This is a genomic window from Streptomyces sp. NPDC051776 (assembly GCF_040681345.1).
Classification (GTDB): domain Bacteria; phylum Actinomycetota; class Actinomycetes; order Streptomycetales; family Streptomycetaceae; genus Streptomyces.
In genome coordinates, this window is the sequence record NZ_JBFAYQ010000001.1 from 421,748 (window position 1) to 445,707 (window position 23,960).

19 protein-coding genes and 1 pseudogene are annotated in these 23,960 nt (G+C 70.7%); 12 read left to right on the forward strand and 8 right to left on the reverse strand.

The genetic code is table 11. The annotated features are described in order from the left end of the window. Positions 1–1,263 carry an ATP-binding protein gene (locus AB0M26_RS01870; protein ID WP_365252844.1) on the forward strand — a complete coding sequence of 421 codons (1,263 nt, stop codon included), beginning with the start codon at positions 1–3 and terminating at the stop codon, positions 1,261–1,263. Here the strand turns inward: AB0M26_RS01870 and AB0M26_RS01875 are convergent. Continuing rightward, positions 1,247–1,756, reverse strand: a complete 510-nt coding sequence (locus tag AB0M26_RS01875; RefSeq protein WP_365252847.1) for a GtrA family protein — start codon at positions 1,754–1,756, stop codon at positions 1,247–1,249. The two genes, AB0M26_RS01870 and AB0M26_RS01875, sit on opposite strands and share 17 nt — an antisense overlap. Before the next feature lie 195 nt (positions 1,757–1,951). On the opposite strand from AB0M26_RS01875, the gene AB0M26_RS01880 reads away from it, so the two are divergent. The 5 genes and pseudogenes from AB0M26_RS01880 to AB0M26_RS01900 all read left to right on the forward strand — a co-directional run. Beyond that, the gene (locus AB0M26_RS01880; RefSeq protein ID WP_365252850.1) at positions 1,952–3,103 is read left to right on the forward strand and encodes a 5-(carboxyamino)imidazole ribonucleotide synthase; all 1,152 of its coding nucleotides are present in this window, start codon (positions 1,952–1,954) and stop codon (positions 3,101–3,103) included. Further along, complete coding sequence (purE, locus tag AB0M26_RS01885; protein ID WP_365252853.1) at positions 3,100–3,645, forward strand: 5-(carboxyamino)imidazole ribonucleotide mutase; 546 nt, start codon at positions 3,100–3,102, stop codon at positions 3,643–3,645. The genes AB0M26_RS01880 and purE overlap by 4 nt, the downstream gene beginning before the upstream one ends. Before the next feature lie 11 nt (positions 3,646–3,656). Then, the gene (locus tag AB0M26_RS01890) at positions 3,657–4,850 is read left to right on the forward strand and encodes a dipeptidase (protein ID WP_365252856.1); all 1,194 of its coding nucleotides are present in this window, start codon (positions 3,657–3,659) and stop codon (positions 4,848–4,850) included. Positions 4,851–5,003: 153 nt separating this feature from the next. Continuing rightward, the gene (locus AB0M26_RS01895) at positions 5,004–6,185 is read left to right on the forward strand and encodes a dipeptidase (RefSeq protein WP_365252859.1); all 1,182 of its coding nucleotides are present in this window, start codon (positions 5,004–5,006) and stop codon (positions 6,183–6,185) included. A gap of 68 nt (positions 6,186–6,253) precedes the next feature. After that, positions 6,254–6,421, forward strand: a pseudogene (locus tag AB0M26_RS01900) (hopanoid C-3 methylase HpnR); the annotation flags it as partial. A gap of 295 nt (positions 6,422–6,716) precedes the next feature. Here the strand turns inward: AB0M26_RS01900 and AB0M26_RS01905 are convergent. Next, entirely contained in the window at positions 6,717–8,060 is a 1,344-nt protein-coding gene (locus tag AB0M26_RS01905; protein ID WP_365252861.1) for a UDP-glucose/GDP-mannose dehydrogenase family protein, read from the reverse strand. Between the two features lie 188 nt (positions 8,061–8,248). Between AB0M26_RS01905 and AB0M26_RS01910 the strand changes: the two genes are divergently transcribed. Then, entirely contained in the window at positions 8,249–9,409 is a 1,161-nt protein-coding gene (locus tag AB0M26_RS01910) for an acyl-CoA dehydrogenase (RefSeq protein WP_365252864.1), read from the forward strand. 85 nt (positions 9,410–9,494) lie between these two features. Here the strand turns inward: AB0M26_RS01910 and AB0M26_RS01915 are convergent, their stop codons facing one another. After that, a complete protein-coding gene (locus AB0M26_RS01915; protein ID WP_365252867.1) occupies positions 9,495–10,796 on the reverse strand; it encodes an LCP family protein in 1,302 nt (433 codons plus the stop codon). A 129-nt stretch (positions 10,797–10,925) separates the two neighbouring features. On the opposite strand from AB0M26_RS01915, the gene AB0M26_RS01920 reads away from it, so the two are divergent. Next, positions 10,926–11,474, forward strand: a complete 549-nt coding sequence (locus AB0M26_RS01920) for an acyl-CoA thioesterase (protein WP_365252870.1) — start codon at positions 10,926–10,928, stop codon at positions 11,472–11,474. 90 nt (positions 11,475–11,564) lie between these two features. Here AB0M26_RS01920 and AB0M26_RS01925 read toward each other — a convergent pair whose 3' ends face one another. Then, the gene (locus AB0M26_RS01925; RefSeq protein ID WP_365253030.1) at positions 11,565–12,983 is read right to left on the reverse strand and encodes an LCP family protein; all 1,419 of its coding nucleotides are present in this window, start codon (positions 12,981–12,983) and stop codon (positions 11,565–11,567) included. Between the two features lie 197 nt (positions 12,984–13,180). On the opposite strand from AB0M26_RS01925, the gene AB0M26_RS01930 reads away from it, so the two are divergent. After that, positions 13,181–14,245 carry a glycosyltransferase family 2 protein gene (locus tag AB0M26_RS01930; protein ID WP_365252873.1) on the forward strand — a complete coding sequence of 355 codons (1,065 nt, stop codon included), beginning with the start codon at positions 13,181–13,183 and terminating at the stop codon, positions 14,243–14,245. 137 nt (positions 14,246–14,382) lie between these two features. On the opposite strand, the gene AB0M26_RS01935 is transcribed toward AB0M26_RS01930, so the two are convergent. The 4 genes from AB0M26_RS01935 to AB0M26_RS01950 form a co-directional block, all read right to left on the reverse strand. Then, on the reverse strand, positions 14,383–16,029 hold the full coding sequence (locus AB0M26_RS01935) for an LCP family protein (protein ID WP_365252876.1): 1,647 nt from the start codon (positions 16,027–16,029) through the stop codon (positions 14,383–14,385). 48 nt (positions 16,030–16,077) lie between these two features. Further along, a complete protein-coding gene (locus AB0M26_RS01940; RefSeq protein WP_365252879.1) occupies positions 16,078–17,793 on the reverse strand; it encodes an LCP family protein in 1,716 nt (571 codons plus the stop codon). Positions 17,794–17,942: 149 nt separating this feature from the next. After that, positions 17,943–19,133 carry an LCP family protein gene (locus AB0M26_RS01945; RefSeq protein ID WP_365252882.1) on the reverse strand — a complete coding sequence of 397 codons (1,191 nt, stop codon included), beginning with the start codon at positions 19,131–19,133 and terminating at the stop codon, positions 17,943–17,945. 194 nt (positions 19,134–19,327) lie between these two features. Continuing rightward, positions 19,328–20,083 carry a TIGR03089 family protein gene (locus AB0M26_RS01950; RefSeq protein WP_365252885.1) on the reverse strand — a complete coding sequence of 252 codons (756 nt, stop codon included), beginning with the start codon at positions 20,081–20,083 and terminating at the stop codon, positions 19,328–19,330. Positions 20,084–20,210: 127 nt separating this feature from the next. On the opposite strand from AB0M26_RS01950, the gene AB0M26_RS01955 reads away from it, so the two are divergent. The 3 genes from AB0M26_RS01955 to AB0M26_RS01965 all read left to right on the forward strand — a co-directional run bounded on the left by AB0M26_RS01955 (position 20,211) and on the right by AB0M26_RS01965 (position 23,895). Then, positions 20,211–21,563: an N-acetylmuramoyl-L-alanine amidase gene (locus tag AB0M26_RS01955; protein WP_365252888.1), complete on the forward strand. Its 1,353-nt coding sequence runs from the start codon at positions 20,211–20,213 to the stop codon at positions 21,561–21,563. Between the two features lie 169 nt (positions 21,564–21,732). Continuing rightward, entirely contained in the window at positions 21,733–22,815 is a 1,083-nt protein-coding gene (locus tag AB0M26_RS01960) for an NDP-sugar synthase (protein ID WP_365252891.1), read from the forward strand. A gap of 132 nt (positions 22,816–22,947) precedes the next feature. After that, on the forward strand, positions 22,948–23,895 hold the full coding sequence (locus tag AB0M26_RS01965) for a DNA-3-methyladenine glycosylase 2 family protein (RefSeq protein ID WP_365253033.1): 948 nt from the start codon (positions 22,948–22,950) through the stop codon (positions 23,893–23,895). Positions 23,896–23,960 lie beyond the last annotated feature (65 nt).

Genomic DNA, 23,960 nt, shown 5'->3' on the forward strand with positions numbered 1-23,960 from the left:
GTGCGCCGCCGACTGATCAACTCCACGCTCGCCGTGGTCCTCGTCGTGATCGCCGTCTTCGGCATCTCCCTGGTGATCGTCGAGACCCGGACGATCGAGAGCAGCGCCCAGGAGAGCGTCGACTCCGAGGCCGTACGGCTGGTCAGCATCGTCGACAGCCGCCTGCTGGGCGGCGAGCGGGTCAGCGCCCCGGTGCTGAACAACCAGATCACGCCCAACCGCTACGCCCGCATCGAGATGCCCGGCGAGGCGCCCGTCGAGGTCGGGACGCGGCCCTCTGGCGATGTCATCGAGGCGACGGAGCGCGGCGAGGAGGGCGAGACGGTCGTCGTCCAGGAGCCCGCGAGCACGGTAAGCGGCGAGATCGGCCGTACGCTGCTGATCATCCTCGCGGTCGCCCTGCTCGCCGTCGTCGCCGCCGTCCTGCTCGCCGTACGCCAGGCGCGGCGGCTCACCGCCCCGCTCACCGACCTCGCCGAGACCGCCGAGCGACTGGGCTCCGGCGACCCGCGGCCCCGCCACCGGCGGTACGGCGTCCCGGAGCTGGACCGCGTCGCGGACGTCCTCGACGCCAGCGCCGAGCGCATCGGGCGGATGCTGACGGCCGAGCGGCGGCTGGCGGCCGACGCGTCCCACCAGCTCCGTACGCCGCTGACCGCGCTCACCATGAGGCTGGAGGAGATCACCGCCACCGATGACCCGGCGACCGTGAAGGACGAGGCGTCGATCGCACTGGGGCAGGTCGAGCGGCTCACCGATGTCGTCCAGCGGCTGCTGACCAACTCCCGTGATCCGCACAGCGGATCGGCCGTCGGCTTCGACCTCGACGAGGTCGTCAAGCAGCAGATCGAGGAGTGGCGGCCGGCCTACCGCAACGCGGGGCGGATCATCGTCGGCTCGGGCAGGAAGGGCCTGCGGGCCGTCGGCACCCCGGGCGCGGTCGCCCAAGTCCTGGCAACGCTGATCGAGAACTCGCTGATGCACGGCGCCGGTCCGGTCGCCATCCGCACCCGCGTCACCGGCAACCAGGTCGTGGTCGAGGTCACGGACGAGGGCCGCGGTGTCCCGCCTGACCTGGGCTCACGGGTCTTCGAACGGACGGTCAGCGGGCGGAACTCGACCGGGCTCGGACTGGCGGTGGCCAGGGACCTCGCGGAGGCGGACGGCGGACGGCTGGAACTGCTCCAGCAGCGCCCGCCGGTCTTCGCGCTCTTCCTGAGCCGTGAGGCGGTCCAGCCGGACGAGATCACTTCGTCCGGTTGAGGGCGTCCTGCTCGAGGAACGATTCGGCCGTGGCGACGGCCTCGCGGCCGGGCGCGCCCCGGAAGACCCAGGTGCGGTACGACCAGAAGCGGAAGACCGTGGCGATGCCGAGGCCGATCACGTTCTTGGCGATGTTGTCCGCGACGGTCGAGGTGAAGCCGAAGCCGTAGTGCGAGATCGCCAGGATGCCGTTCTCGATCACCAGGCCGACGCCGCTGAAGAGGAAGAAGAGCGTGAGCTCGCGGGTGCGGCGGCTCTTGTCCGTATCGCGGTAGGTCCAGTAGCGGTTGCCGACGTAGTTCGTGCAGATCGCGATGAAGGTGGCGATCACCCCGGAGCGCACCACGGCCAGGCCGATCACGTGCATGCACAGGTTGAACACGACGAAGTTGACCAGGAAGCCGACGGCGCCGACGGTCCCGAACTTGGCGAGTTCGCGTGTGAGCTGCTTCAGCTGCTCCAGCCGCGAACGACCTGTGCGCCGTTCACTCATAGTGATCGTATGGCTCCGTAGTTGGCATGGATCCGGCTCTGCCCGGTTCCTCATGCTAACCAGGGGCATCTCTCGCCGCTGGCCGACACCCGCGAATGACCGGCCGTCTCATATGGACTTCTTCACATGGACTCACATGGAGGATCGTCCGAACCGGCGGCGGAGGCGGTCCGGGAGTGCGGATACCCTGGGTGAGTGACGTTCCCGGTAGTCGGCATGGTCGGCGGCGGCCAGCTCGCCCGCATGACCCACGAGGCGGGCATCCCCCTCGGCCTGAAGTTCAAGCTCCTCAGCGACAGTCCGCAGGACTCTGCGGCGCAGGTCGTCAGCGACGTCGTCGTCGGTGATTACCGCGACCTCGACACCCTTCGTGCTTTCGCACAGGGCTGCGATGTGATCACCTTCGATCACGAGCATGTGCCCACCGAGCATCTGCGCGCGCTGGAGGACGACGGGATCGTGATCCGCCCCGGCATCGAGGCACTGGTCCACGCCCAGGACAAGGGCGTGATGCGGTCCCGGCTGAAGGCCATCGGCATCCCGTGCCCGCGCCACCGGATCGTGACGGATCCGGCCGATGCGGCGCGCTTCGCGGAGGAGGGCGACGGCTTCCCCGTCGTCCTCAAGACCGTCCGCGGCGGCTACGACGGCAAGGGCGTCTGGGTGGTGAACAGTGCCGCGGAGGCGGGCGACCCGTTCAAGGCCGGAGTCCCCGTCCTCGCCGAGGAGAAGGTCGACTTCGTCCGAGAGCTGGCCGCCAACGTCGTACGGTCCCCGCACGGCCAGGCCGTCGCCTACCCGGTCGTGGAGTCGATCCAGGTCGGCGGCGTCTGCGACACGGTGATCGCCCCGGCCCCCGGCCTGTCCGAGGAACTGTCGCTGAGGGCGCAGGAGCTGGCGCTGACCGTCGCCAAGGAACTGGACGTCGTCGGGCACCTGGCGGTCGAGCTGTTCGAGACCGTCGAGCCGGACGGCACCCACGGCATCGCGGTCAACGAGCTGGCCATGCGCCCGCACAACTCCGGCCACTGGACCCAGGACGGCGCTGTCACCTCGCAGTTCGCCAACCACGTACGGGCCGTGCTCGATCTGCCGCTCGGCGACCCCCGCCCCCGCGCGCGCTGGACCGTGATGGCCAACGTCCTCGGCGGCGACTTCCCCGACATGTACTCCGCGTATCTGCACTGCATGGCCCGGGATCCGCAGCTCAAGATCCATATGTATGGCAAGGACGTGAAGCCCGGCCGTAAGGTCGGGCACGTCAACTCTTACGGCGACGATCTGGACGACGTGCGCGAGCGCGCCCGGCACGCCGCCGACTATCTGCGAGGGACACTGCTGGAATGACTGAGTTGGACCGCAGGGGGGCGTCCCCCGTCATCGGGATCGTGATGGGATCCGACTCGGACTGGCCGGTGATGGAGGCCGCGGCCAAGGCCCTCGACGAGTTCGAAGTGCCGTACGAGGTCGACGTCGTCTCCGCGCACCGCATGCCGCGCGAGATGCTCACCTACGGCGAACAGGCCGCCGAGCGCGGCCTGAAGGCCGTCATCGCGGGCGCGGGCGGCGCCGCCCACCTGCCCGGCATGCTCGCCTCGGTGACCCCGCTGCCGGTGATCGGCGTCCCCGTGCCGCTGAAGCACCTCGACGGCATGGACAGCCTGCTCTCCATCGTGCAGATGCCGGCCGGGGTCCCGGTGGCCACCGTGTCCGTCGCGGGCGCCCGGAACGCAGGCCTCCTCGCGGTGCGGATGCTGGCCGCCCACGATCCCGAACTGCTGAGTCGCATGCGGAAGTTCCAGGAGGAGCTGGGCGAGCAGGCGGCCGAGAAGGGCAAGCGGCTGCGCGCCAAGGTCGAGGGCAGCACCGGCTTCGGCTTCGGCCGGTGAGGGCCGGGGCGATGACCGACCACGGCGACCTCGCCCGCGAACTGCTCGCGGCCCACCCCGTCGTCGACGGTCACAACGACCTGCCCTGGGCCCTGCGCGAGCAGGTCCGTTACGACCTCGGCCGGCGCGACATCGCCACCGATCAGAGCGCACACCTGCACACCGACATCCCGCGGCTGCGGGCGGGTGGTGTGGGCGCGCAGTTCTGGTCGGTGTACGTCCGTAGCGACCTGAGCGGGGACGCGGCCGTCAGCGCCACCCTCGAACAGATCGATGTCGTAGGGCGGCTGATCGAGCGTTACCCGGCCGATCTGCGCCGCGCGCTGACTGCCGACGACCTGGAAACCGCCCGCGGCGAGGGCCGCATCGCCTCGCTCATGGGCGCCGAGGGCGGTCACAGCATCAACTGCTCCCTGGCTACGCTCCGCGCGCTCCACACCCTCGGCGTGCGTTACATGACGCTCACCCACAACGACAACATCCCGTGGGCGGATTCGGCGACCGACGAGCCGCAGGCACACGGCCTCACCCGCTTCGGCGAGGAGGTCGTCACCGAGATGAACCGGACCGGGATGCTGGTCGACCTCTCGCACGTCTCGGCCGACACCATGCGCGACGCGCTGCGGGTCACCGAAGCCCCCGTGGTCTTCTCGCACTCCTCCTCCCGCGCGGTCTGCGACCACCCGCGCAACGTCCCCGACGACGTGCTGGACCGCCTGGCGGACAACGGCGGTGTCGCCATGGTCACCTTCGTCCCCAAGTTCATCCTCCCCGCCGCGATCGAGTGGACCCAGGGGGCCGACGCCAACATGCGGGCCAACGGTCTGCACCCGCTCGACACCACGGAGGCCGGCCTGAGGGTCCAGCGCGCCTACGAGGAGGCCCATCCCCGCCCGGTCGCGACCGCGGCCACCGTGGCCGACCATCTGGACCACATGCGTGAGGTGGCGGGTGTCGACCACATCGGGATCGGCGGCGACTACGACGGCACGGCCTTCACGCCATCGGGCCTGGACGATGTCTCCGGCTATCCGAACCTGATCGCCGAGCTGCTCCGCCGCGGCTGGTCCCGGGCCGACATCGCCAAGCTGACCTGGCACAACGCCGTACGGGTCCTGCGCTCCGCCGAGGACGTGGCGCGCGGGATCCAGTCCGACCCGAGCCGTACCCCCTCGAACGCGACCATCGAGGAGCTGGACGGCTGACGCGCTGTCAGGCGCTGCGGCGGGCGAGGACGCAGGAGACCCGCCGGGCCCGGCCGCCGCCGCACCACCCGTACGCCTCTCCCACCGCGAAACGCCCGGACCCCCGTGCCAAGGTGACGACGTACCTCGATCGCCGAGCACGGAGTCCGCGCCATGGCCAACCTCGCCCCTGCCCTCCTGGACGCGCTCGCCCCCTCAGGCGCCCCGGCCGCACCGGCCGGTGACGAGGTGGAGCCCACGCCCGACCCGGGGGCACCCGATACGGCGGCGCGGGCCCGGGTGTTCCTCGCCCGGCATCCGGTGGCGGACGGCTTCAACGGGCTCGCCTGGGAGCTGCGGCTGCGGTCCGGCCACGAACTGACCCCCACCCGCTTCGACCTCGACACCGGGGAGGGCGGGGTGAGCACGGACATTCCCCGGCTCCGGGCGGGGCATGTGGCCGCGCAGTTCTGGTCGGTCGCCGTTCCCGACGTCGTCGTCGGGGACCGTGCGGTCAGTGTCGCGCTGGAGCAGATCGAGTTTGTGCACGCCCTGATCCGGGCGTACCCCGAGGCGTTCCGGCTGGCACTCACCGCGGACGACATGATCGAGGCCCGCAAGCGCGGCCGTATCGCCTCGCTGCTGGCCGCGGGCGGCGGGCAGTGCATCGACAGCTCGCTGGGCGCGCTGCGATCGCTGTTCAAGCTGGGCGTGCGACGCATGGCCCTCGCCGAGGGACGGAACACCCCGTGGGCGGACGCGGCGGCCGACGAGCCGCGCGCGGGCGGACTCACCCTCTTCGGGGAGGAGGTCGTCCGGGAGATGAACCGGATCGGGATGCTCATCGACCTCTCCGGCAGCTCGCCCGCCACCATGCGCCGGGCCATCGCCGTCAGCAAGGCCCCGGTCGTCTTCTCCCACTCCGCGGCCCTCGCCATGAGCGACCACCCCGCGAACGTGCCGGACGACGTGCTGGAGCGCATGGCCGCCGGCGGCGGCGTCTGCAAGGTCACCTTCGAGTCGGAGTACGTGTGCGGGGAGGGGGCGGGCGTCGCGACCGTCTCGGACGTGGCCGACCACCTCGACCACATCAGAGTCGTGGCCGGGCCGGACCACGTCGGCCTCGGTGGCTCCTACGACACCGGCGGCAGCCCGCACCCGGCGGGGCTCGAGGACGCCTCCGGCTATCCGAAGCTGATCGCGGAGCTGCTGGAGCGCGGCTGGTCCGAAGCCGACCTGGCCAAGCTGACCTGGCAGAACACCCTCCGGATGATGCGTGACACGGAGTTCACCGCTCGGTCGACCCAGCACCGCCGCGCCCCCTCGACGGTCACGATCGGGCGCCTGGACGGCTAGTGCCGCCACCGCCCCCGAAGGACCGAGGTCACCCCCTACGTCTGCTGCTCGTCCACCCCAGCCCCCTGATGTACTCCGAGATCTTCCTGCGGCTGGAACCGCTGGGGCTGGAGCGGGTGGCCGGTGCCGCTCGCGAGGCAGGTCACGACGTACGCGTGGTGGACCTCCAGGTCCTTCGGCCCGCGGCGCTGCACAAGGAGATCGCCTCCTTCCGCCCCGAGGCCCTGGGCAGATCTGGGTCTGTCCACCGCGCTCGGGGCCCTCGGGGCCTCGGTGGCAACCTGCTGCGCGGGCAGACCAACTTCGCCCGCATGCTGTGGCGCTTCAACCGGGTCTACAACGCCGAGCGCCAATCGCCGACCACCGCCGCCCGGTCCGCTACGAGCTCCCGCTGCCGCGCCCGGTGGACATCGGTGACCGCAGTGCGCTCTACGTCCATACTCGCCGGGCCGACCGCAAGGACGGCACCGGCACCGGATCACCGCGGCGGGCGGCCGACCCCACCTGACGCCCGGCCAGGGCGGGGCCCGGTCAGGCCCGTGGGCGTCCCAGGGCGCGGTACGTCCAGCCCGCCTCGCGCCACACGTCCGGGTCCAGCGCGTTGCGCCCGTCCAGGATCCGCTGCTCCGCGACGACCTCGCCCAGCGCCGCGGGGTCCAGGTCACGGAACTCGCGCCACTCGGTGAGATGCAGCACCACGTCCGCGCCGCGGGCCGCGTCCAGCGCGGTCGCGGCGTAGCCCAGGGTGGGGAAGAGGCGGCGAGCGTTGTCCATGCCCTTGGGGTCGTAGACCGTGACCTGGCCGCCCTGGAGATGGATCTGCCCGGCCACGTTCAGGGCGGGGGAGTCCCGTACGTCGTCGGAGTCCGGCTTGAAGGTCGCGCCGAGCACCGCGACCCGCCTGCCCAGGAAGCTGCCACCGCCCAGCACCTCGCGGGCCAGCTCGACCATGCGGGCGCGACTGCGCATATTGATCGAGTCGACCTCGCGCAGAAAGGTCAGGGCCTGGTCGGCGCCCAGCTCGCCCGCCCTGGCCATGAAGGCGCGGATGTCCTTGGGCAGGCAGCCGCCGCCGAAGCCGATCCCGGCGCGGAGGTACTTCCTCCCGATGCGGTCGTCGTAGCCGATGGCCTCGGCCAGCTTCACCACGTCGCCGTCGGCCGCCTCGCAGACCTCGGCCATCGCGTTGATGAAGGAGATCTTGGTGGAGAGGAAGGAGTTGGCGGAGGTCTTGACCAACTCGGCGGTCGGGAAGTCGGTGACGACGAAGGGCGAGCCTTCGGTGATCGGCTTCGCGTAGACCTCGCGGAGAAGCTTCTCGGCGTGCTCGCTCGTGACACCGGCCACGATCCGGTCCGGGTGGAGGGTGTCCTGCACGGCATAGCCCTCGCGCAGGAACTCGGGGTTCCAGGCCAGCTCCGCATCCTCGCCCACCGGGGCGAGCTCGGCCAGCCGCTTCGCCAGCCGGGCCGCGCTGCCGACCGGCACGGTGGACTTGCCGACGACGAGGGCGGGGCGGGTGAGCCGGGGGGCCAACGACTCGAAGGCGGCGTCGACGTAACTCATGTCGCAGGCGTACTCGCCGTGCTTCTGCGGGGTGTTCACGCAGACGAAGTGGATGTCGCCGAAGGCGCCGGCCTCCTCGTAGGAGGTGGTGAAGTGCAGCCGGCCCGTGGAGCCCTCCAGGCCCTGGACGTGCCGGGCGAGCAGATCCTCCAGCCCCGGCTCGTACATCGGCACCCGGCCCTCGCCGAGCATCTCGACCTTCTCCGGGACGATGTCCACCCCTAGGACCTCGAAGCCCAGCTCCGCCATGGCGGCGGCGTGCGTCGCACCGAGGTATCCGGTGCCGATCACAGTGATCTTCGGGGCCATGCGTGCTCCACGGGGCGTCGGGCTGGACTGCGGCCCCGAGCATAGTCGGGCCCCGTGGTGGGCACGTGGCCGGTGAAGGGAGCGAGCTGTCACCAAGCTCACGTGAAGCTCACGTATGCCCGGCCCATGCCCGCCCCTAGAATCGAGTTACTTAACGGTAGTTAGCAGCTCTGGGGAGTGAGGACACCTTGGCGGGCTCGACAGATTTCGACCTCTACCGGCCGTCCGAGGAGCACGACATGCTCCGTGAGTCGGTGCGCTCGCTCGCCGAGGCGAAGATCGCACCCTTCGCCGCCGAGGTGGACGAGGAGGGCCGCTTCCCGCAGGAGGCGCTGGACGCGCTGGTCACCAACGACCTGCACGCCGTGCACGTACCCGAGTCGTACGGCGGTGCGGGCGCCGACGCGCTGGCCACCGTGATCGTCATCGAGGAGGTCGCCCGCGTCTGTGCGTCCTCGTCCCTGATCCCCGCGGTGAACAAGCTGGGCTCCATGCCGGTCGTCCTCTCCGGCTCCGAGGAGCTGAAGAAGAAGTACCTTGGCCCCCTCGCCAAGGGCGACGCGATGTTCTCGTACTGCCTCTCCGAGCCGGACGCGGGCTCGGACGCCGCGGGCATGAAGACCCGGGCCGTGCGCGACGGCGACTCCTACGTCCTCAACGGCGTGAAGCGCTGGATCACCAACGCCGGCGTCAGCGAGTTCTACACGGTCATGGCTGTGACCGACCCGGAGAAGCGCTCCAAGGGGATATCCGCGTTCGTCGTCGAGAAGGGCGACGAGGGCGTCTCCTTCGGAGCCCCGGAGAAGAAGCTCGGCATCAAGGGCTCGCCGACCCGTGAGGTCTACCTCGACAACGTCCGCATCCCCGCCGACCGCATCATCGGCGCCGAGGGCACCGGCTTCGCCACCGCCATGAAGACCCTCGACCACACCCGCATCACCATCGCCGCGCAGGCGCTGGGCATCGCGCAGGGCGCCCTGGACTACGCCAAGGTCTACGTCCAGGAGCGCAAGCAGTTCGGCAAGCCGATCGCCGACTTCCAGGGCATCCAGTTCATGCTCGCCGACATGGCGATGAAGATCGAGGCCGCCCGCCAGCTCACGTACGCGGCCGCCGCCAAGTCCGAACGCGGCGACAGCGACCTCACCTTCCAGGGTGCCGCCGCCAAGTGCTTCGCCTCGGACGTCGCCATGGAGGTCACCGTCGACGCGGTGCAGCTCCTCGGCGGCTACGGCTACACGCGCGACTACCCGCTGGAGCGCATGATGCGCGACGCCAAGATCACGCAGATCTACGAGGGCACCAACCAGGTCCAGCGGATCGTGATGGCGCGCAACCTGCCGAAGTAGGCACCCGCCCCGGCGGGGGCTGCGGCACGCGAAAGCCCCGGACCGCCCGCGGTCCGGGGCCTTCGTACGCCGTGCGCCGTCGGCACTAGCGGTTGCTGGTGACCGTGACCTTCTCGTCGTTCTTGAGCTGCTGGACGAGCTGCTTGACCTTGGTCCGGTCCCACTGGAGGTTGCCGTTCGGGGTGTTGCCCGAGATCGGCATGTTCATGGACTTCCCGTCGCCGCCGGTGACGCCCTTCATCGCCCAGAACATCTCCGCCAGGTCGAACAGGCCCATCTCCTTGTCGACGATCAGGGTGTCCAAACCCGCGCCCATGGTCGGGTAGAGCTTGAACGGGTTGAGCACGGTCGACGGTGTGGCGGTCTGATTGGCCAGCGCCGCGAGGAACTTCTGCTGGTTCTTCGTACGGTCCAGGTCGCTGCCGGGCAGTGCGTAGCGGGTCCGGACGAAGGCCAGCGCCTGCTCGCCGTTGAGGGTCTGGGTGCCCGACTTGAAGTCCGCGCCGGACTTCTCGTCCTTGAAGCCCTTGGGGATGTCCATCTCGACGCCGCCGACCGAGTCCACGATCTTGGCGAAGCCGCCGAAGCCGATCTCCGCGTAGTGGTCGATGCGCAGACCGGTGTTGGCCTCGACGGTGCGCACGAGCAGCTCCGGGCCGTCCTCCGCGTACGCCGCGTTGAGCTTGGTGTGCCGGCCCTCGTTCGGGAAGAGCTTGCCGGACTCCGAGCCGCGGAAGGAGGGGATCTCCACGTCCGAATCGCGGGGGAGCGAGACCATGGTGCTGCCGTTGTCACCGACGTGCAGGATCATCATCGAGTCGGTGCGCTTGCCCTCGGCGGAGCCGGTGTGGAGCTTCCTCTTCTCCGCGGCGGACATGCCCTCGCGCGAGTCGGAGCCCACGATGAGGTAGTTGGTGCCCGAGCCGGCCTCCGGCCGTTCGATGACCTTGCTGAGATCGACCTCACGGTCGAGCTTGGAGTCGGCCCAGAAGTACGTGGCGATGGAGACACCGAGGAAGACGACGAGCAGCGTCAGGGTGCCTATCTTGAAGCGGCGGCGCCAGTTCGGGGCGGGGCGGCCGTAGGGGTCGTAGCCGTCGCCGCCGCCGCGGCCACCGCCGTAGACCTGGCCCGTGTTGTAGCCGTCGTCCGCGTAGTCGTCGTAGTCGTACCCGCGCTGGCCCGGGACGGCGGGGCGGTGCGGCGACATGCCGGGCGGCATGGGCGGCTCGGCCCGGTACGGGCCTCCGCCGTACCCGCCGTATCCGCTGTCACCTCCGCCACGCTGGATGTGGCGCATGGTGCGCGCGGACTCCGGACGGCCGGCGCTGCCGCGCCCGTAGCCGCCCCTGCTGTCGCCGGTCCATCCCGGAGGCCACTCGTTCATACCCGGCAGTGTGCCTTCTCGGGCCGACTGTCATACAGGGAGAGTGGCGAATCGCACCGCCGCTGTAGCAGATCTGATGCAAAGGCACAGAGGCGGGGTCACGGTTTTTCGCCGCATAGGGTGGTGGGCATGACTGATCAGGCAGCGGCCGCGGAAGAAGCGATTCCGGGCAAGCCCACCTCCGCTTCCCGTACCACCCTCAGTCACATCATGACGGCGAGCGACACCAATCTCCTCGGCACCGTCCACGGTGGCGTGATCATGAAACTGGTGGACGACGCGGCGGGAGCGGTGGCCGGGCGGCATTCGGGCGGGCCCGCGGTCACGGCCTCCATGGACGAGATGGTCTTCCTCGAGCCCGTCCATGTCGGCGACCTCGTGCACGTGAAGGCGCAGTGCAACTGGACCGGCCGGTCCTCGATGGAGATCGGCGTGCGCGTCATGGCCGAGCGCTGGAACGAGTCCACCCCCGCCACCCAGGTCGGCAGCGCCTATCTGGTCTTCGCGGCGGTCGACTCCGACGGCAAGCCGCGCGCGGTGCCCGCCGTGATCCCGGAGACCGAGCGCGACAAGCGTCGCTACCAGGAAGCCCAGATCCGGCGTACGCACCGGCTCGCGCGCCGCCGCGCCATCAAGGAACTGCGCGCCAAGCGCCTCGCCGAGGGCATCGGCGACTGACGTCCGCCGTCGGTCCTCTGGGTGCGGTAGCGGCCCCCGGGACTCACGCCCGCCGTCGGTCCTCTGGGTGCGGTAGCGGCCCCCGGCCCGCTACTCGCAGAGCACCTGGTCGCCGGTGACCGCCGTCACATCCGCATCCCCCGGGCCCGCGGTCTGCTGAACCGGATCCTCCGCGCGCACCTTCCGCACCTGCCGGAAGTCCTCGCCGACCGTGACCTTCATCACCGGGCCGTTCCCGTACTCGGCCCTCAGCCGTGCGCCCGGCAGTGCGGCAGCGACCGTACGCGCCGACCGGTCCCAGCCCGGGTCGTACGTGACGACGGTGCGGCGGGTGGAGCCGGCGTCACGAGGGGCGCCGGAGGTCACGAACCCGGTGGCGCGCAGAGCACGGGTCACGCGGTGCCCGAGGCCCTCGCGCCCCGTGCCGTTGTCGACCCGGACCTGGATGCGCTCGGGCGCCACATCGACCAGCGCGGGGGCCCGACGGTGAGCGGCGCGCGCTGCCAGCGGCCGGTCGGCGCGCAGCGCGCGGAAGATCTTCCCGGCCTTCTCCGTGTCCCATTTCACGGTCGCCCCCAGGCCTGGCACCGGATGGTTCGGATCGGCGACCGGCACCGAGACGAACTCCGACGAGGACGGCTCGAAGTGCCGCATGGCCCGCCCGATGTCCACCATCTCGTCCGTGCCGAAGCCGCGGTCCGCGCGGACGGAGCCGAGGAGCGTGGTGGCGACCTGATGGAACTTCGCCGGGTTCATCAGCACACCGCCGCCGGTGACCTTCGCCACCAATGCCGCGAGGAAGCGCTGCTGGCGCTGCATCCGGCCGAGGTCCGCTGCACCGTCGATGTGCCGGGAGCGTACGTACTGCAGCGCCTCGCCGCCGCCCAGCCGGCTCGTGCCGACAGGGAGGTCCAGCCCCGTGTAGTGGTCTCGCATCGGGCGGGCCGAGCAGATCTCGACCCCGCCGAGCACGTCGACCGTCTCCATGAAGCTGGTGAAGTCCACCTCGAGGTAGTGGTCGATGTGCAGCCCGGTCATGTCCTCGACGGTGCGGATGGTCAGTTGCGGACCGCCTTGCGCGTACGCGGCGTTGATCTTGCCGGGCCGGGTGGGCAGCCGCTCACCGGTCGCCCGGTCGGTGTGCGCCGGGAGCTTGACGTAGGAATCGCGCGGAATGCTGATGACGCTGACCCGCCCCCGGTCCCCGGAGAGGTGGACGAGCATGATCGTGTCGGTGCAGTGACAGGGCGCACCGCCGAGGTGGTACCGCTTCCGCTGCTCCGGGGTCAGTTTGTCGCGCCCGTCGGTTCCGACCAGCAGGAAGTTCTGGCCGTCGCTCCCGCGGGGCCGGTTGTTCAGTCCTTCGAAGGGGTCGATGCGGCCGATGGACGTGTCCAGCCGGGAGACCACCGCGTGCCCGCAGCCGCCGGCGGCCAGCAGCAGCGCGGAGACGCCCGTGGCCAGCCGCAGCCCCCAGCGGGGGCGGCGGGGCCCGGGGACGCGGCGGATTCGGGCGCGGGTGCGGGGCTGCGACCGGGGTGCGCGAACCGGTGCGGTCAAGAGAAGGACTCCTCGGCGGAGCAGGGGCGACCGGCGCCACGCTAGGCCCGAGCGGTACGCCCGGCCGAGGACCCACGCCGCCGGCGGCCGGGGCTGCACTCGGCCGCGTACGGGCGTGTCCTCCGTTCGCGGTAACGTGAGGCACGATGAACGCATCCCCTGAACCCCGGGCTCCGGCCGTCTCCGTGATCATGCCGGTGCTCAACGAGGAACGACACCTGCGCAATTCGGTGCGCCACATCCTGGAGCAGGAGTACGCCGGCGCGCTGGAGGTGGTGATCGCCCTCGGCCCGTCCACGGACCGTACGGACGAGATCGCCGCCGAGCTGGTGCGCGAGACGGCGTCGAATTCCTGGGGTCGGGTGCACACGGTGCCCAACCCCACGGGCCGTACGCCCGCCGCCCTCAACGCGGCGATCAAGGCGTCCCGGCACCCGGTGGTGGTGCGGGTGGACGGCCACGGGATGCTCTCGCCGGACTACATCGCCACGGCCGTACGGCTGCTGAAGGAGACCGGCGCGCAGAACGTGGGCGGCATCATGCACGCCGAGGGTGAGAACGACTGGGAGCGGGCCGTCGCCGCCGCCATGACCTCGAAGGTCGGCGTGGGGAATGCGGCCTTCCACACGGGCGGCGCCGCGGGCCCGGCCGAGACCGTGTACCTGGGCGTCTTCCGGCGCGAGGCGCTGGAGCAGCAGGGCGGTTACAACGAGGAGTTCATCCGTGCCCAGGACTGGGAGCTGAACTTCCGGATCCGCGAGGCGGGTGGCCTGATCTGGTTCTCGCCCGAGCTCAAGGTCTCCTACCGGCCCCGGCCGAGCATGCGTGCCCTGGCCAAGCAGTACAAGGACTACGGCCGTTGGCGGCATGTGGTGGCCCGCTACCACGAGGGCTCGATCAACCTCCGCTACCTCGCCCCGCCGACCGCCCTGACGGCCGTCGCGGCGGGGTTCGTGGCGGGCGCGGCAGGACTGTCCGCGGGCGTACCGGCCCTCGCGTGGGGCTTCGCCGTCCCGGCCGGCTATCTCGCGGCGATCGTCGCGGGATCGGTCCCGGCGGGCCGCGGCCTGCCGCTCGCGGCGCGGCTGCGCATCCCGGTGGCGCTGGCCACGATGCACATGTCCTGGGGCTGGGGATTCCTGACGAGCCCGCGGGCGCTGGCGCGGAAGGTCATCGCCAGTCGCCGCCCGGCGGTCGTCACCCCAGCCTGACGCGGCACGTCGGCACGTCGGCACACGACCTCAGCGGCCGGCAGTGCGCCTCCTCAGGGGGAGGCCACCGCCGGCCGCTGTGCTCGTGTCGTACGCATCGGTGCTCGTGTTCTACGGGTCGTCAAGTGCCCTACGGATTACTGGACGTTCGCCGGGTTGACCTTCATGCAGGCCGACTTGTCATTGCCGTTGAGCGTGTCCGCACTCTCCGGAGCCTTCCCGCCGTCAGGGCCGCCGGAGCCGTCAGCCGACTTCGGATAGGTCGTCCCGGTGCGCCAGTCGGCCCCGAGGACCACGGTGATCTGCGGCACGGACGAGGAGTGCCGGACCGCGCCCGGGGGCAGCCCGAGCGCCTTCGCCACCGCGAGCGCGTCGCCGCGCTGCGAGCCGTTGCGGTACGAAATCGTGGTGTCCGCACGGGACTTGGGAGTCGCATCCGCCGCGGCCTGGGTGAACCCGAGCTGGGAGAGCCGGTCGGCGATGAGCGCGGCCCGGCCCGTGACGGCGGCCTGGGTGGCCGTACCGGTGCCGTTCTGGACGGTCACGGGGATCTCGGCCTTCGGCGCCGCCGGGTCACTGGGGACGGGGCTCTTCCTGGGACCCTTCTTCTTGTCCTTGCCGTCGAGCGCCGTGTCGTTGCGCAGCATGGAGAAGATCCGGTCCGCGTCGTCCGGCTTCGGCACGATGTGTGCGGCGTTCTGCGGGTCCGGCACCCACGGCATGGTCGCCATGGTGATGCGTCCCGTCGGAACCCGCTTGAGGTCGTTGCCGAGGTCGTAGAGCTTCTTGACCGTGCCGAGGCCGCGGTCGACCGTGAGCGCCTTCGTGGCCGCCTCTGCGAGGTCCTGGAGCTTGCCGGGGTCGGTGAGCTTGGTGCCAGCCTTGAGCTGACGCACCATCGAGTTCATGTACATGTGCTGGGCCTTGGCCCGGCCGATGTCGCTGCCGTCCTCGAAGCCGTGGCGGGTGCGCAGCCACTGCAGTGCCTGTTCGCCCTTGACGACCGACTCCCCCTTCCTGAGGCGGAGTCCGGACTTGCTGTCGTAGACGTTGTTGTCGACGCAGACCGGGACGCCGCCGACGGCGTCGGCCATGTCCACCACACCGGCGAAGTCGATCATCATGAAGTGGTCGATCGGGACTCCGGTCAGCTCCTCCCAGGTGGCCACCGTGCAGCCCGGGCCGCCGTTCTGGAGGCTGGAGTTGATCGTCGCGCTGGTCTTCGGGTAGACCCGGCCGTCATCGGTGTCGGTGCACTTGGGGACGGTCACCCTGGTGTCGCGCGGCACGCTGAGCACCGACATGCTGCTGCGGTCGGCCGAGACGTGCAGCAGCATCTGCACATCGGCCAGCGGCTTGCGGCCCCGTTCGGCGCGGGCGCCGCCCAGCCGGACGTTCTCCTTGGAGTTACGGCTGTCGGAGCCCAGCAGCAGGATGTTGAGGGGGGTCTGGCCCGCGGCGTTCGGCGTGCTCTTGTCGAGCTTGCTGTCCCCGAGGTTGAGGTCGTCCTTGCCGAGGTTGCCGTTGAGGTGCCGATAGTAGAGGTATCCGGCCCCCGCCGTCACGAGTATCAGCAGCGACACCGTGGCGGCGAACCAGCGCAGGACACGGCGTTTGCCCTTCTTCGGGCCCCCACGCTTGGGGCCGCCGCGGCGGTGCCCCCCGCCGGGCGGCGAAGGATCACGACCTCCGCCGTCCCGTTCGTAGAGGCCGTCGTCCCAGCCCAGCTCTTCGGCTCCGGGGCCACTGCGCGGTCCCGGAACACGAACGCTGTCCTGTCGCATGGCTTCCCCCGTTCACATGGTCGTGGTCCAGGCCCCGGGCGGGCCTGGCTACTTGGCGCAGACCTGCTTGGCCGCGTTCACCTTCTTGACCTCGTCCGGCGCTTTCGCCGGACCGGACAGCGGTGTGCCCGCGCCCTTGAAGTCCGCGCCGAGGGTGAGGGTCATGTCCGCCCTCGGCTCGGCGTCCTCGGTGCCGGGCTTCAGTGCGGAGGCGGGCAGGCCCATCATGTCGGCGAGGCGGCGTGCCTGGTCGGCCTGGTTCGGCGCGTACTTCAGCGTGGTCTTCTTCTGCTTCGGTCCCGTTGCATTGCCACCGTTGCTGGACTTCAGCACGTTCTCGCTGTTCTGCAGCCAGTCGACGGTGTCCTGTGCGGCGCCGAACGGCCCCCCGCCGTTCAGCACCTCGACGCGTACCTCGGAGGGATCGGCCTTCGGTCCCTTGAGCTTCGCCGCCTCCTTCGCCTTCTCCTTCTTCTTGACCTCGGTGAGCGAGACATCGTTCCGGATCATCGAGAAAAGTTGCTCCGACGGCTTCTCGTTGAGGACGACGGTGCTCGGGACCTTCTCGGCGGGATTGTCGAGCACCGGGATGGTCGCGAAGGAGATGTTCTTGGGGTTGACCCGGCCCACGTCCTGGGCGAGCTGCCGCAGTTTGTCGATGCTGCCTATCCCGGTGTCGACGGTCAGGGCCTTGGTGGCGGCCTCGGCCAGGCCGAACAGTTTCCGCGGATCGGTCAGGGTGTCGTCGGACTTCATCTTCCGGATCATCGAGCTGAGGAACTGCTGCTGGATCTCGATCCGGCTCAAGTCACCGCCCAGGCCCACGGAATGGCGGGTCCGTACGAAGGCCAGGGCCTGCTCACCCTCGACGGTGTGGTGGCCCTTGGACAGCTTCAGATGCGAGTCCGGGTCGTTTATGTCCTTGCCCAGGCACACATCCACGCCGCCCACCGCCGACGAAAGCGTCTTCACCGCGTTGAAGTCGGCCATCATGAAGTGGTCGACCGACAGTCCCGTCATCTTCTTGACCGTGCGCATCGTGCAGCCCGGGTCGCGGCCCTCCTGGCCGAGGCTGTTGTTGAAGCGCGTCTGCTGCGTGCCCGGGATGGTCTTGGTCGAGCCGTCCTTCTGCTTGGTCGGGCAGGCGGGCACATCGGTGATCAGGTCGCGGGGGATGCTCAGCGCCGTGGCGTTGGTACGGTCCTTCGAGACGTGGAAGAGGATCGAGGTATCGGCGTGGCCGACGCTGCCGGAGTCGCCGTAGCCCTGGTTGCCCTTGCCGGTCCGCACGTCGGTGCCGATGACGAGGATGTTCACCGGGCCGTCGCTCGTCGCGCTGCCGCTACCGGCGTCACCCACGTCGATCTTGCTGATGTTGCCGTTGAAGCGCTGGTAGAGGTACAGCGCTCCGCTGCCTCCGGCGACCAGGACGAAGGCCATCACGCCACCCGTCCAGTACAGCGCCTTCTTCTTGCCCTCCGCGTTCGGCTTGGGCTTGCGGCGGCTCGGCGTCGGTTCGGTCCGCTTGCGCTGCGGCGGCACATCGCGCCGACGGCGCGAGGGCTGGGTCGCCGGGGCACCCGTACGGGAGGCCGCGCCGTTCGTACGGGAGGCTGCCCCGTTCGCCGCTCTGCGCTGGGTGGGAGGCGCCGAGTGCTCTGCGGGAGGCCCCAGTCGCAGCTCGTAGTCGCCGGTGTCAGGGTTCAACACCCACTGGTCCGCGGGGTCGATGTCGCCCGCCCGCCCACGTCCTTGCGCGTCCACGGCTGTCTGAATCCTCCGTCGCTGTCCACGGGATCGCTCACACTATCCGCCCAGTTCAGCGTTCAGCGACGCCGGTGACAAATTCCACTCCCCTACAACTGGGCAATCCGTGCAATCTCTTCGAGTCTTTCCTGAACCCTTCGGTTTCTTTATCCGCATGTGCCGCCGGCGGCAGTCGTGCCCTTGTACGTGGGTGCCGTTCCGGTGGGCTCACCGCCCGGTCCGTCCGAGGAGGCGCCCGGCTTCCGCTCCTGCGCGCCCTCCGGCCCGGAGGACACTTTTACGTCCAGGTCGTTCCGCAACAGATTGAACAGCTGTGCCGCATCAGGTTGTGCGAGTTCGTCCCGATTTGCATTGAGTGAGTATGGTCGGCGCGGCAATGTCATGAACTGCACCTTCTCGGTCGGGATATGGCGCAGGCTGCGCACGAGCTCGTACAGCTCGCGCAGCGAGTCCATGCCGGAGTCGGTGGTCAGCGAGGACGTCGCCGCGTCCAGCACCGGGTAGAGCCGGGCGGGGTTGAGCAGGACGCCGTTGCTCTGCACCTTCTTCACCAGTGCGCCGAGGAACTGCTGCTGCCGCTCCATCCGCTCGGTGTCGCTGCCATTGCCCAGGCTGTAGCGGGCCCGTACGTACCCCAGTGCCTCCTCGCCGTCGAGCTTCTGGCGGCCCGCGGGCAGCTTCAGATGCGCCTCCTGATCGTCCATGGGCTCCTTCAGGCAGACCTCGACGCCGTCCACCGCGTCCACTATCCGCTTGAAGCCGGTGAAGTCCACGATCATGTGGTGGTCGACGCGGATGCCGGTGAGGTTCTCCACCGTACGGATCGTGCAGGCCGCACCCGCCAGCTCGAACGCCGAGTTGAACTGGTCGAAGCGCCCCTCGTTCTCGTTACCGCCCGGCGCGCGGCAGCGCGGCACCTCGACCATCAGGTCGCGCGGGATGCTGACGGCGGTCGCGCTCTTCCGGTCGGCGGCCAGGTGCAGCAGGATCGTGGTGTCCGAGCGCTGGGTGCCGCTGTCGCGGCCGTACTTCGCGTTCTTGTCGGCGCGGCTGTCGGAACCGATGAGCAGGATGTTCTCGGCGTCGTGCACCATCGGGGCCGGGCGCTCCCGCTCGTACCGCTTCAGCTCGGCGGCCGTGCCCGTGTCCGTGGTGATGTTGCCCTCGAGCTTCCGGTAGAGCCACCAGCCCGCGCCGGCCGCCGCCAGCACGACCACCGAGGCGCCCAGCGCACCCCAGCGCAACAGGCGCCGCCGGCGTCTCTGCGCGGGTCCCCCGGAACCTTCACCCTTCGAGCCGTCGGGCGTGCCAGCGCTCTCGGTCACGTCTGCGTCCATCTCTTATGGCGTTGGGGCGGCGAATGCCGCACGGGCCCCCGGGTCAGTGGAGGAGACCGCCGAGCGCCTCGCATGGTTGTACGTACGCCAATGGTTGTACGTAGGCCCATCATCGCCCCCGGCAGGGCGAAGACCCGTCAGGCTGCGGCCCAGGTGACCCGTTCGTCCTAGACGCCCCGCCCGCGACGCGGCGCTCAGACGGCGGTGACGGTGACCCGCTCGTTCTCCCGGCGCTGCTCCAGCGCGTCCGGGGCCAGTTCGTCGAGGTTCCGGCAGAGCACCACCGACCCCCCGGCCGCCAGCGGGGCCAGCAGCCCGGCCGACATCCCGTCCCAGGTGTCGTACGGCAGGCCGGACAGCAGGCGGGACACCGGGGTGAGGCCGCGCGCCACCGCGTCGGCCCGGGCTCGCTCCACCATCCGGGCGCCCGTCAGTTCGCCGCTTCCCGCGAAGGCCAGCGCCGGCGCGTCCGGATCCACCGGCGCGTACGGCGCGAAGCGGTCGCCCTGGCTCGGCACCTCCACCGCGTAGTCGACGAACCCCGGCGGCGCCTCGGGGAAGCGCGCCCCGAGCGGGCGCAGACTGAGCGCCACGCGCTCACCGGAGCAGGCGCGGGCGGCCTCCAGCGAGTCCGGTCCGGCGACCACCACGTCCGCGGACGCCGGGTCGCCGCCGACGTCCGCGACGACGCCGGTGGAGGAGCACGCGATCACCCAGACGGCCGTCTGCCAGTGCGCTGGCAGCAGCAACGCCAGCCGGTCACCCGGTTCTGCGGCGAGGTCGTCCTGCAGGAGATTGGCCGTCTTCGCCACCCAATTGGCGAAGGTCGCCACGGAGAGTTCGACGCGTTCCCCGGTGGCGTCGTCGTAGAAGGTGACCAGCGGGCGGGCCGGGTCCGCGGCGAGCGCGGATCGCAGCAGGTCGGCAGGGGTGCGATCGGTGGCGTTCACCCGCGCAAGCGTACGCGTACCGGATCGGTTGGGCCGGGCGGCCGTACGCATCGGGGACCAGGGTTCCGCAGACTGTCCGTCAAGTTACGAATGGCAGATTTGTCGGTTCATGGCCACGATCTGAACCATGCGTGCACTACTTGCTTCCTCGATCGGCGTGGCCTGCGCGGCCGCACTCGCCCTTCCGTTCGCCCTGCCGGCGGGAGCGACCGCCGCACACCCCCAACGCGCCGCCAAGCCCTCCCGGGTGCCCGGCAGCACCCAGTCGCTGCCGCTCGGCCCGCTGGGAGCCTCCGACCGCGCCCGCGCCGCCGTACCCCAAGGTGCCGCCGCGGCGGGAGTGGCGGCCCGGGACGTCAAGCCGTTCTCGCTCGTCGGCATCGTCTGGGACGACGCCACCAAGGTGTTCCACGGCCGGGCCCAGGTGCGTACCAAGGACGCGGGTACGCACAAGTGGTCGCCCTGGCAGGACATCCAGACCCACAACGACGACATGCCCGACCAGGGCTCGCCGGAACGTACCTCCGGACACGCACGCGGCAGCAGCGCCCCGCTGTGGGTCGGCGACTCCGTCGGCGTGCAGGTACGGGCGCTGGGCGAGGACGCGTCCGGCCGCTCCGGCCCCGCGGGCCTGCCCGGCGGGCTGCGCATCGAACTGGTCAACCCCGGTGACGACCCGGAGGACGAGGAGCCGGGCAGCGAGAGCGAGGCTCCCAAGGGACGCACCCTGTCGCCCGAGGAGTCGGCCAGCTCCGCGGTCAACGCCGAATTCGCCTCGATGGGGGCCACCCAGATCACCCCGCTCGACAAGGAGGAGACGGAGCAGGAGGCGGAGGAGGTCACGGGGTCCAGCGGCTCCGCCGCCGCCCGCCCGTACATCGGTCCACGCCCGGGCATCGTCACCCGCGCGGGCTGGGGCGCGGACGAGAAGCTGCGCGAGCGGGAGTTCCTCTACACCAAGACCGTGAAAGCCGCGTTCGTCCACCACAGCGCGACCGGCAACTACTACACCTGCAAGCAGGTTCCCGCGATCCTGCGCAGCATCTACCGCTTCCACGTCAAAAGCAGCGGCTGGCGGGACTTCGGCTACAACTTCGTCGTCGACAAGTGCGGAACCATCTACGAGGGCCGTGCCGGCGGCGTCGCCAGGCCCGTCATGGGCGCGCACACCCTCGGCTTCAACACCAACACCATGGGCATCGCCGTCCTCGGGACGTACTCCAGCTCCAACCCGCCCGCAGCCGCCGTCGCCGGCGTCTCCAAGCTGACGGCCTGGAAGCTCGGCCTGTTCGGGGCGAACCCGCGGGGGAAGGTCGCCCTCGTCTCGGGCGGCAGCAACAAGTACAGGAAGGGCACCCGGGTGTCCATGAATGTCATCTCCGGGCACCGCGACGGCTTCGTCACCGAGTGCCCCGGAGCCAGGCTCTACGGCAAGCTCGGCAGCACCCGGTCCACTTCGGCCAAACTCCAGGGGCGCTGATCCGCATCGGGACGGAACCGGCCCGCCGGACCCACCGGAACCCCCGGTGCGCCGGCGGGCCGTCCCGTTCCCCACGCACGTACGTGCGTCAGTCCACGCCGGTGGTTCACCGTCTGCATACACTGACGCATCGACCCCGACCGGCCCGGCAGGAAGCAGAGACGACACGGTGACAGAAGCGATCCTCCTGGTCGGCGGCAAGGGCACGCGGCTGCGTCCGCTGACGGTGCACACGCCCAAGCCCATGGTCCCGGCGGCCGGTGTGCCGTTCCTCACCCACCAGTTGGCTCGTGCCCGGGCCGCAGGCGTGGAGCACATCGTGCTCGCCACGTCCTATCTCGCCGAGGTGTTCGAGCCGCACTTCGGCGACGGCTCCTCGCTCGGCCTGCACCTCGAGTATGTCACCGAGGTGGAGCCGCTCGGCACGGGCGGAGCGATCCGCAACGTCGCCTCGCGCCTGCACTCGGGCCCCGACGAGCCGGTGCTCATCTTCAACGGCGACATCCTCACCGGGCTCGACATCCCCGCCCTGGTGGACACCCACTCCTCCTCCGGTGCGGACGTCTCCCTGCACCTGACGCGGGTAGAGGACCCGCGCAGGTTCGGCCTCGTCCCCACCGACGGCAGCGGCAGGGTCACGGCCTTTCTGGAGAAGCCGCAGACCCCCGAGGAGATCGTCACCGACCAGATCAACGCGGGCGCGTACGTCTTCAACCGTTCCGTGATCGATTCGATCCCGGCCGGACGTCCCGTCTCGGTCGAACGCGAGACCTTCCCCGGCCTGCTCGCCGCCGGAGCACACCTCCAGGGCATGGTCGACTCGACGTACTGGCTCGACCTCGGCACCCCGCAGGCGTTCGTCCGGGGCTCTGCCGACCTCGTCCTCGGACATGCGCCGTCCCCGGCCGTCCCCGGGCGGTGCGGCGAACGGCTCGTCCTCGAGGGCGCGCGGGTCGCGGCCGACGCAAAGCTGACCGGGGGCACCGTGATCGGCGCCGGCGCCGTCGTCGGCGAGGGCGCGCGGGTCCACGGCTCCACGGTCCTCGACGGCGCGGTCGTCGAACCGGGTGCGCAGATCCAGGACTCGCTGATCGGCGCGCGGTCCCGGATCGGTGCCCGTGCGGTCCTGGCGGGCGCGGTCATCGGCGACGGCGCGGAGGTCGGCCCGGAGAACGAGCTGCGGGACGGCGTACGCGTGTGGTGCGATGCAACGATCCCCGAGCGCGCGATCCGCTTCTCCTCGGACGAGTAACCGGCCCGACCAGTGGCCGGCCGGACGAGTGGCGGTCCGGAATGCGGCCTAGGCTCGTAGAGCGACCCCGAGGAAGGACCCGTGAACCCCGACGCCGACCGGCTCACGCGCACCACTGTGCGCGGCGGAGCGCTGCGCGTGCCGGCGCCCCGGCGGCACACGGCCCCGGCGACCCGCCGCTGGGCACCACCCGGACCGCTCGACCTGGGGCTGACCGTCGGGCCCCTGCGCCGCGGCCCCGGCGACCCCTCTTTCCGCGTGACCCCGGACGGCTCGATCTGGCGGGCCACCCGTACGCCCGCGGGGCCGGGCACGCTGCGGCTGGGCGTCCGTGGCGGAGAGGTCGAGGCGGAGGCGTGGGGGCCCGGCGCCGACTGGCTGCTCGAGGGTCTCCCGGCCCTCCTCGGAGCCGAGGACGACCCGTCGCCGTTCGTCCCGCGCCACCGGCTTGTCCACGAGATGCACCGCCTCCGCCCGGGCCTGCGGCTCACCCGTACGGGTCTGGTCCTGGAGTCCCTCGTGCCGGCGATCCTGGAGCAGAAGGTCACCAGCGACGAGGCGTACCGCGCATGGCGGCTGCTGCTGCAGCGCCACGGCGAACCCGCCCCGGGCCCGCAGAACCGCCTGTACGTGATGCCGGACGCGCGCGGCTGGGCGATGCTCCCGTCCTGGGAGTTCCACCGCGCGGGGGTCGACGGCAAGCGCTCTGCGACGATCGTCCGAGCAGCCCGCGTCGCCCGCCGCCTGGAGGAGGCGGTGTCCATGGACCTGCCCGCCGCCCTCCACCGGCTCCAACTGATCCCCGGCATCGGCCCCTGGACGGCGGCCGAGACGCTGCAGCGCAGCAACGGTGCCGCCGACGCGGTCACGGTCGGCGACGTGCATGTGCCGAAGATCGTCGGCTATGCGCTCACCGGCGAACGCGGTACCGACGACGCCAGGATGCTCGAACTCCTCGCCCCTTATGGGGAGCAGGGCGACGGGCAGCGTCACCGCGCGTGCCGGCTGATCCTGCTGTCGGGCCGCACCCCGCCGCGCAGGGCGCCGCGCTTCGCCCCGAAGGACATCAGCACGATCTGAACCCCGGTCGGGCGCCCGCTGAACCCCGGTCGGGCGCCCGCTGAACCCCGGTCGGGCGCCCGGTG

Excerpts from the sequence above, each read along its gene's own strand:
- purE (WP_365252853.1), top strand. The coding sequence starts at position 3,100 with ATGACTGAGTTGGACCGCAGGGGGGCGTCCCCCGTCATCGGGATCGTG.
- AB0M26_RS01905 (WP_365252861.1), bottom strand. The coding sequence starts at position 8,060 with ATGGCCCCGAAGATCACTGTGATCGGCACCGGATACCTCGGTGCGACG.
- AB0M26_RS01890 (WP_365252856.1), top strand. The coding sequence starts at position 3,657 with ATGACCGACCACGGCGACCTCGCCCGCGAACTGCTCGCGGCCCACCCC.
- AB0M26_RS01920 (WP_365252870.1), top strand. The coding sequence starts at position 10,926 with ATGACTGATCAGGCAGCGGCCGCGGAAGAAGCGATTCCGGGCAAGCCC.
- AB0M26_RS01915 (WP_365252867.1), bottom strand. The coding sequence starts at position 10,796 with ATGAACGAGTGGCCTCCGGGATGGACCGGCGACAGCAGGGGCGGCTAC.
- AB0M26_RS01895 (WP_365252859.1), top strand. The coding sequence starts at position 5,004 with ATGGCCAACCTCGCCCCTGCCCTCCTGGACGCGCTCGCCCCCTCAGGC.
- AB0M26_RS01930 (WP_365252873.1), top strand. The coding sequence starts at position 13,181 with ATGAACGCATCCCCTGAACCCCGGGCTCCGGCCGTCTCCGTGATCATG.
- AB0M26_RS01945 (WP_365252882.1), bottom strand. The coding sequence starts at position 19,133 with ATGGACGCAGACGTGACCGAGAGCGCTGGCACGCCCGACGGCTCGAAG.
- AB0M26_RS01935 (WP_365252876.1), bottom strand. The coding sequence starts at position 16,029 with ATGCGACAGGACAGCGTTCGTGTTCCGGGACCGCGCAGTGGCCCCGGA.
- AB0M26_RS01875 (WP_365252847.1), bottom strand. The coding sequence starts at position 1,756 with ATGAGTGAACGGCGCACAGGTCGTTCGCGGCTGGAGCAGCTGAAGCAG.
- AB0M26_RS01955 (WP_365252888.1), top strand. The coding sequence starts at position 20,211 with ATGCGTGCACTACTTGCTTCCTCGATCGGCGTGGCCTGCGCGGCCGCA.